This is a genomic window from Micromonospora sicca (genome assembly GCF_003172935.1).
GTDB lineage: Bacteria > Actinomycetota > Actinomycetes > Mycobacteriales > Micromonosporaceae > Micromonospora > Micromonospora sicca.
The window spans coordinates 1-6,668 of record NZ_QGKS01000440.1; the positions used below are offsets into that span (position 1 = coordinate 1).

Annotated in this window: 7 protein-coding genes and 1 pseudogene; 3 read left to right on the forward strand and 5 right to left on the reverse strand. The window is 72.7% G+C overall.

The genetic code is table 11. The annotated features are described in order from the left end of the window. Both DKT69_RS33175 and DKT69_RS33180 read left to right on the forward strand, forming a co-directional pair. Positions 1 to 1,434 (forward strand): bifunctional 3'-5' exonuclease/DNA polymerase (locus DKT69_RS33175; protein WP_109805360.1); only part of this gene is annotated, 1,434 nt, incomplete at its 5' end. A gap of 142 nt (positions 1,435 to 1,576) precedes the next feature. Beyond that, the gene (locus DKT69_RS33180) at positions 1,577 to 2,170 is read left to right on the forward strand and encodes a nucleotidyltransferase family protein (protein WP_109805361.1); all 594 of its coding nucleotides are present in this window, start codon (positions 1,577 to 1,579) and stop codon (positions 2,168 to 2,170) included. A 36-nt stretch (positions 2,171 to 2,206) separates the two neighbouring features. On the opposite strand, the gene DKT69_RS33185 is transcribed toward DKT69_RS33180, so the two are convergent. Both DKT69_RS33185 and DKT69_RS33190 read right to left on the reverse strand, forming a co-directional pair. Beyond that, positions 2,207 to 3,106, reverse strand: coding sequence for an amidohydrolase family protein (locus DKT69_RS33185; RefSeq protein WP_109805362.1), 900 nt, complete (start codon positions 3,104 to 3,106; stop codon positions 2,207 to 2,209). Between the two features lie 156 nt (positions 3,107 to 3,262). Next, the gene (locus DKT69_RS33190) at positions 3,263 to 4,411 is read right to left on the reverse strand and encodes an RNA-guided endonuclease InsQ/TnpB family protein (RefSeq protein ID WP_109805363.1); all 1,149 of its coding nucleotides are present in this window, start codon (positions 4,409 to 4,411) and stop codon (positions 3,263 to 3,265) included. A 23-nt stretch (positions 4,412 to 4,434) separates the two neighbouring features. Here DKT69_RS33190 and tnpA point away from each other — a divergent pair, with 23 nt between their 5' ends. After that, positions 4,435 to 4,863 (forward strand): IS200/IS605 family transposase, encoded by a 429-nt coding sequence (gene tnpA, locus DKT69_RS33195; RefSeq protein ID WP_109805364.1) that lies wholly within the window; start codon positions 4,435 to 4,437, stop codon positions 4,861 to 4,863. Between the two features lie 52 nt (positions 4,864 to 4,915). Here tnpA and DKT69_RS40345 read toward each other — a convergent pair. The 3 genes and pseudogenes from DKT69_RS40345 to DKT69_RS38685 all read right to left on the reverse strand — a co-directional run. Continuing rightward, a pseudogene (locus DKT69_RS40345) lies at positions 4,916 to 5,207 on the reverse strand (amidohydrolase family protein); the annotation flags it as partial. A gap of 2 nt (positions 5,208 to 5,209) precedes the next feature. Continuing rightward, positions 5,210 to 6,019 carry a metal-dependent hydrolase gene (locus DKT69_RS33205; protein WP_109805365.1) on the reverse strand — a complete coding sequence of 270 codons (810 nt, stop codon included), beginning with the start codon at positions 6,017 to 6,019 and terminating at the stop codon, positions 5,210 to 5,212. A gap of 101 nt (positions 6,020 to 6,120) precedes the next feature. Then, a partial coding sequence (locus DKT69_RS38685; protein ID WP_497529438.1) for a serine/threonine kinase C-terminal domain-containing protein occupies positions 6,121 to 6,668 on the reverse strand: 548 nt, incomplete at its 5' end.

The following is a 6,668-nucleotide window of genomic DNA, read 5'->3' on the forward strand; positions in this document are numbered from 1 at the left end:
CTGCTGGGGCACGCCGGCCGGTGGGGCGAGCCCCGGTCGCTCGCCGCGGCCTGGGCGCTGCTGACCGGCGCGCCGGTCCCGCCCGACCCGACGCCCCGCCCGCCGGAGCCGCCGGGCCACGGGCAGGGCGCGCTCTTCGACGCGCCGTCCGGTCCGCCGGGCCCGGGCATCGAGGCGCTGGCCCGGGTGTACGCCGACCAGCTCGCCCGGATCGCGGCGACCGAGCACCCCGGCCGGTTCCGCCTGCTGGTGGCGGCGGAGTCGGCGGGCGCGCTGATCGCCGCGGAGATGGGGGCGGCCGGGCTGCCGTGGCGGGCCGAGGTGCACGACGAGCTTCTCGCCGAGCTGCTCGGCGAGGCCTCCCCGGTGGGTGGGCCGCCCCGCCGGCTGGCCGAGCTGGCCGCCCGGATCGCCGCGGCGTTCGGCGTACGCCAGCTGCACGCGGACTCCCCGGCGGAGCTGTTGAAGGCGTTCGCCCGGGTCGGCGTGGAGCTGCCGAACACCCGGGCCTGGGTGCTGCGCGGGGTGGAGCATCCGGCGGTGCCGCTGGTCCTGGAATACAAGGAGCTCTACCGGATCTGGACGGCGCACGGCTGGGCGTGGCGGGACGCCTGGGTCTCCGGCGGCCGCTTCCACGCGGAGTACGTGCCCGGCGGGGTGGTCTCCGGCCGGTGGGCCACCCGGGGCGGCGGCGCGCTGCAGATCCCGAAGGTGATCCGGCGGGCGGTGGTGGCCGATCCCGGCTGGACCTTCGTCGTCGCCGACGCGGGCCAGTTGGAGCCGCGGGTGCTGGCCGCGGTCTCCGGGGACGCCCGGCTCGCGGCGGCCGGCGGGGCCGGCGACCTCTACGCCGCGCTGGCCCGGGACGCCTTCGCCGGTGACCGGGCCCGGGCCAAGGTGGCCCTGCTCGGCGCGATGTACGGGCAGACCGGCGGCTCGGCGGTGCCCGCCCTGGCGGTGCTCAAGCGGAACTACCCGACGGCCTTCGGCTACGTGGAGGCGGCGGCGCGGACCGGCGAGGCCGGTGGCCTGGTCCGCTCCTGGCTCGGGCGCACCTGCCCGCCGGGCTCGCTCGGTTTCGCCGACGGCGACGAGGCGGCCCCGGACGCCGGCGCGGACCCGCAGGGGCCCCGGGCCCGCGCCGCCCGCTCCCGGGGCCGGTTCACCCGCAACTTCGTCATCCAGGCGACGGCCGCCGAGTGGGCCTCCACGCTGCTGGCCACGTTGCGGACGGCCCTCGCGGGCACCGATGCCGAGCTGGTCTTCTTCCAGCACGACGAGGTGATCGTGCACTGCCCAACCGGGCAGGCCGACGCGGTGGCGGAGGCGGTCACCGCCGCGGGCGCGCGGGCGGCGGCGCTGCTCTTCGGCGACACCCCGGTGCGGTTCCCGCTGGACCTGTCCGTCGTCGACTGCTACGCCGATGCGGCATAGTCGGCAATTTTCCCTTTTGCCCCGCTACCCCGCGCCGGGCGCACTCGTTGGGCCCGTTGTGCGTACGACGGGACGGACCGGGCGCAGGTGAGCCGGTGCCGTCCCCACGGTCGAGGGGGCGCAGCTGAACCGGATCGCAGGAATGATCATCGCGGCGGGCGGTGGACGTCGCATCGGCGGACCCGAGGCGCTGCTGCACCAGGGGGAGAAACCCCTGGTGAGCCGGATGATCGACACGATGGTCGAGGCCGGCTGCGAGCAGATCGTGGTCGTACTCGGCGCGGCGGCCGACCAGGTCCGCCAGACGACCGACCTGACCGGGGCTACCGTGGTGGTCAACCGGGCGTGGGGGACCGGGGTCGGTTCCTCGATCCGCGCCGGCCTGGCCGCCCTGACCGACGACGGGATCGAGGCGGTCGTCGTGGTGCCGGTCGACATGCCGGGGCTGACCGCCGGAGCGGTCCGGCGGGTCGCCGCGCTGCCGTACCCCGACGTGCTGGTCTGCGCGACCTACGACGGGCTGCGCGGCTACCCGATGCTCTTCGGCCGCCGGCACTGGGCCGGCATCGCCACCCTGGCCAGCGCCGACGTCGGCGCCCGGCCCTACCTGCTGGCGCACAAGGACCAGATCGTCGACATCGCGTGCGACTCGATCGCCGACGGCAGTCGGATCGACAGCCCCGAACTGATGGCGCTGTACGGGCTCAGCGTGCCCGAGCAGCGGGTGGGCGTCTGACCGCCCGCCGCGCCGGCCGGGCTTCCACGCCCCGACTCAGGCCAGGTCGAACAGGGCCGCCGCGTTGCCCCAGCAGACCGCCCGCAGCCAGTCGTCGCCGAGACCCAGTTCGGCCAGCCCGGTGAGCTGCTCGGCGTACGGGTAGGGGAGGTTCGGGAAGTCGCTGCCGAGCAGCACCTTGCCGGCCAGCCCCAGCTCGCCCAGCCGGGGCAGGTCGCCGGCCGGGAACGGCATGAACCGGTTGAAGAACGAGGTGAACGCCATGGTGGTGTCCAGCCGCACCCGCTCGTACTTCTCCGCCAGGTCGAGGAACGCGGTGTAGTCGGGCGCGCCCAGATGGGCCACGACCGCGGTCAGCCCCGGATGCCGGGCGAGCAGCGCGGCGAACGGCTCCGGGCCGGTGTGCGCGGTGCCGACCGGTGCGTGCCCGGCGTGCACCACCACCGGTACGCCCGCGTCGGCGAGCAGCCCCCACACCGCGTCCAGCGCCGGGTCGGTGGGGAGGAACCCGCCGACCTGGACGTGCACCTTGAACACCCGGGCGCCGGCGTCGAGCGCCCCGGCGACGTACCGGACGGCGTCCGGCTCGGGGTAGAAGGTGGCCGAGGGCAGGCAGCCGGGGGTGGCGTGGGCGAACTCCAGCGTCCACCGGTTCAGCGCCTCCGCCATCCCGGGCCGGTGCGGGTACGCCAGCGCGGTGAACGCCCGTACGCCGAGCCGGCGCAGGTGCGCCACCCGCTCCGCGTCGCTCCACCGGTACCGGATCGGCCACTCCGTGCCGACCAGCGGCCCGGCCGCGTCGAAGTATGCCCACACCTTGCGCAGCAGCCGGGGCGGCAGGAAGTGGGTGTGCACGTCGGCGAGCCCGGGCAGCCCCAGCCGCTGCCAGAACGAGGGTACGGCCCGGTCCTCGACCGGCGGGCGGCCGCCCTCCACTACGCCAGACTGCTGGGCCGGCCCGTCCGGCGAATCGGCCGGCGGTCGCGTCCCGCCGGCTGGCGGGTCGGGTGGGTCGGTCACACTTCGATGGTCAGCTTCTCGGCCCTGAAGGGGCTGAGCTTGCGGATCGTTGCTCGGTGCTGGCTGCATCGGTCACGCCGCGTTCGGAAGGCTGACGGCTGCCCAGTCCGCGGCGCCGCGTGCGGCGATGTTGCGGGCTGCGTTCACGTCGGCGTGCTCAGCGAAGCCGCACGACGTGCATCGGAAGGTGGATTGGTTGGGTCGGTTGGCCTTGGCGACGTGCCCGCAGGCGGAGCAGCCCTGCGAGGTGTACGCCGGGTCGACGTAGACGAAAGCCACTCCGGTCCGCGCCGCCTTGTAGGCGATGAACTGGCGGAGTTGGTGGAATGCCCACGAGTGCAGTGTGACCCGCTGGGGTCGTCGGAGCCGTACCCGGTCGCGGATGCCGCCCAGGTTTTCCAGGGCGATGCCGCGGCCGGTGCGTTCGGCCTCGGTCACGATCTGCTTGGCGATGCGATGGTTGATGTCGGCCGCGAATCGCGCTTCCTTGCGGCGGCGGGCCTTCAGGAGCCGCTTGGCGGACTTGGTGCCGATGCGCTGAAGTTTGGCCCGCAGCCGCTGATTACGATGGCGCACCCGGTTCAAACCCTTGCCGCAGTGCCGGGTCCCGGCGCTGGTGGTGGCGATGTTCGCGATGCCCAGGTCGACGCCGAGGAACCCGTCGGGCTCCTTAACCTCGACGTCAGGGATGTCGCAGGTGGCGTACAGAAACCACTTGCCGTCACGGTGCACCAGGTCAGACTCGCCTCTGCGGTGGGCGGACAGCACCGCGTACTGCGCGTCAGAGCACCCGAATCGGATGCCGGCCTGTCGGCCCGCCGTCGCCCAGATGGAGACTGTGCGGGAGCGCATCTGCCAGGACAGGCAGCGGTCGTCGAACGGTTGGGCGGCGTCGCGGCGGAACACGATCGGCTTCGCCTCAGCCTTGCGGCGGCGCTTCGACCCGGGTTTGCCGAGGTTGCCGGCACGGATGTTGGCCTTCAGCGTGGCGTAGGCGCCGGCGACCTTGCGGGCGACGTGGATCGCCGGCTGGGCCGACAACCCCATGTCCTTCAGCCGCCGGTAGGTGAGTCGCTGCAACGCCTGCTTGGCGAACACCCGCGCCCGGTACGCCTCGGCGGAGGCGAGGTTCGCGGCGTCGTTGCACAGGGTCAGCGTGTCTCGCAACGCCGCCTCCTGGCCGGCGTCGGGAAACAGCCGCACCTGCACGACGAGCTTCACGTCCGCAGTATAACGTCTGGCCTATGTCACCACGATGGACCTCGGACCCCAATATCCGGCGAGGCCGCAGCATCGTTCACGACCTGCACGCACATCTGGTATTCGTCACGAAATATCGCCGCGGTGTACTCGATGAGGCGATGCTCGCCCGCTGCGAGCAGGTCATGACCGACGTGTGCGCAAGCATGGAAGCCGAACTGGCCGAGTTCAACGGCGAGGACGACCACGTACACCTACTCGTGCGCTACCCCCCGAAACTAGCGATCTCCATGCTGGTCAACTCCCTCAAAGGCGTGTCCGCTCATTACCTGCGCAAGGAATTCACAGGCCAGATCAACCGGCACCTCATACACGGCCACCTGTGGTCACCGTCCTACTTCGCCGCATCCTGCGGCGGGGCGCCCCTGGCCATAGTCAAGGATTACATCGACCGGCAGAAGTGCCCCGAGTGAACCCCCATTCCTCCCGGCCCTGAACCGCCGGATTTCCTGGCGATCACCTGCTGAACACCCGTGCCTTGGCGCGCAACGCTTCGGTGAGGTAGCGGATGGCCCGGGCTCGGGGAAGAAGGTGGCCGAGGGGAGGCGGCCGGGGGTACGCGCGGCGAAGTTGAGCGTCCAGCGACTCAGCGGCTCCGCCATCCCGGGCCGCTGCTGTACGCCTGCGCGGCGAACGCCCGGACGCCGAGCCGGCGCAGGTGTGCCACCCGCTTCGCGTCGTCCTACCGGTAGCGGATCGGCCAATCGGTGCCGACCAGCGGGCCGGCCGCGTCGAAGTACGCCCACACCTTGGCCAGGCTCAAACCTCGATGTTGAACCGCTGCAGCACCGACGGCGCGACCAGCCCCACCGCGGCGAGCACCGCGAGGACGGTCAGCGCGGCCCGCAGCACGATCACCTCGGCCTTGCTGCCGGTGCGCAGCGCGATGCCGTTGGGCAGGCCGACCATCGTCCACATCCGGCGTCTGATCGGGATCGGCCAGAGGATCGGCACCCCCGCGCGGGTGATCATGTCGCCGAGGATGTGCACGAAACAACCCACCCCGACGGCGAACCCGATCAGCGGATAGCCCCGGTCGCCCGGCAGGTTGGCGAAGGTGAACCAGGCCGCGGCGGCCGAGGCCAGCGTCACGATCACCCAGCCGGCCCGCTCGGCCCACTCGTCGAAGAGCCCGCGCAGGGCCAGCCCGATCATGAAGAACAGGATGCTGACCACCGCCCACTTGCCGTAGTGGGCGCAGAGCGCGGTGGTGCCCCAGCCGACCAGCCCGGTGAACGGGAGGGTGTGGGTCAGGGTGCGGTGCCCGTTGTTGCGGCGCGGGTCCTTGCTGAGCTTGGTGGCGTAGTAGACCCCCAGCGAGATCTTCTCCATCACCTCGGCGATGAAGAGGCTGAACACGCCGAAGGTCCGGGCCACGGTCGCCCCGCCCTGGTTGCGGGTCACCTTGCCGGAGAGGTCGAGGTCGGGGAAGAGCGCCCCGCCCGCGCAGACCGCGGTCCCCACCGCGAGCGCCAGCGGCGTCTGGTGGTAGTCGGCGAACTGGTCCAGCGCCCACGACCCGGTCAGCCACACCGCCGCGCCGGACAGCGCGTGGGACGGTCCCATCATGTCGGCTCGCCCTCCCCAGAGATCTTGATCGACAAAACTACGCCACTGTAATCAGCCGCGTCGCCGAGGGGCATCACCCGGACGGTCCACTGGGGAGGGGGTCAGAGACCGGGCCGGAAGCTCTGCCGGATCATCAGGAAATATGTCGCGTTGACCTGCCAGTCGAACTCCTTTGTCAGCCATGAGACGGTGTACGCGCGGCCCGGCGCGACGGTCAGCAGCAGCCGGGCGGTGTGCACCTTGTCGCCGGCCGCGGTGACCCAGCCGCACTCCCAGAGCGCGCCGCCCCGGAACATGTCGATCGGCCCGATCTCGACCCGCCGGTAGTCGGCCAGCCCGCCGTCGCCGGTGAGCCGCCGCTCCTCCGCCCGCCAGTACGCCACCGGGTCGGCCGGCGCCGCCGTCGCGCCCACGCTCAGCAGCCGGGACCCCGCGGGCTCCCGGAAGCAGGTCACCCCGCCGTCGGTCCAGCGCAGCCAGTCCACTGGCACGGCGATCCGGAACCCGGTCGGGTCGACGTACCAGGTCCAGGCGGGGAGCAGGCCGAAGCGCTCCCCGGCCGGGGCGGGCGCGGAGCGGACCGGAGTGGCCCCGGCCGGCGGAGCGGTGGCGCAGGCGAAGCCCGCCGGCCGCGCCGCCGGGCTGCCGG

What these genes read in the sequence shown, in the direction of transcription:
- DKT69_RS33180 (WP_109805361.1), top strand. Translation starts at nt 1,577, where the DNA reads ATGATCATCGCGGCGGGCGGTGGACGTCGCATCGGCGGACCCGAGGCG.
- DKT69_RS33205 (WP_109805365.1), bottom strand. Translation starts at nt 6,019, where the DNA reads ATGATGGGACCGTCCCACGCGCTGTCCGGCGCGGCGGTGTGGCTGACC.
- tnpA (WP_109805364.1), top strand. Translation starts at nt 4,435, where the DNA reads ATGTCACCACGATGGACCTCGGACCCCAATATCCGGCGAGGCCGCAGC.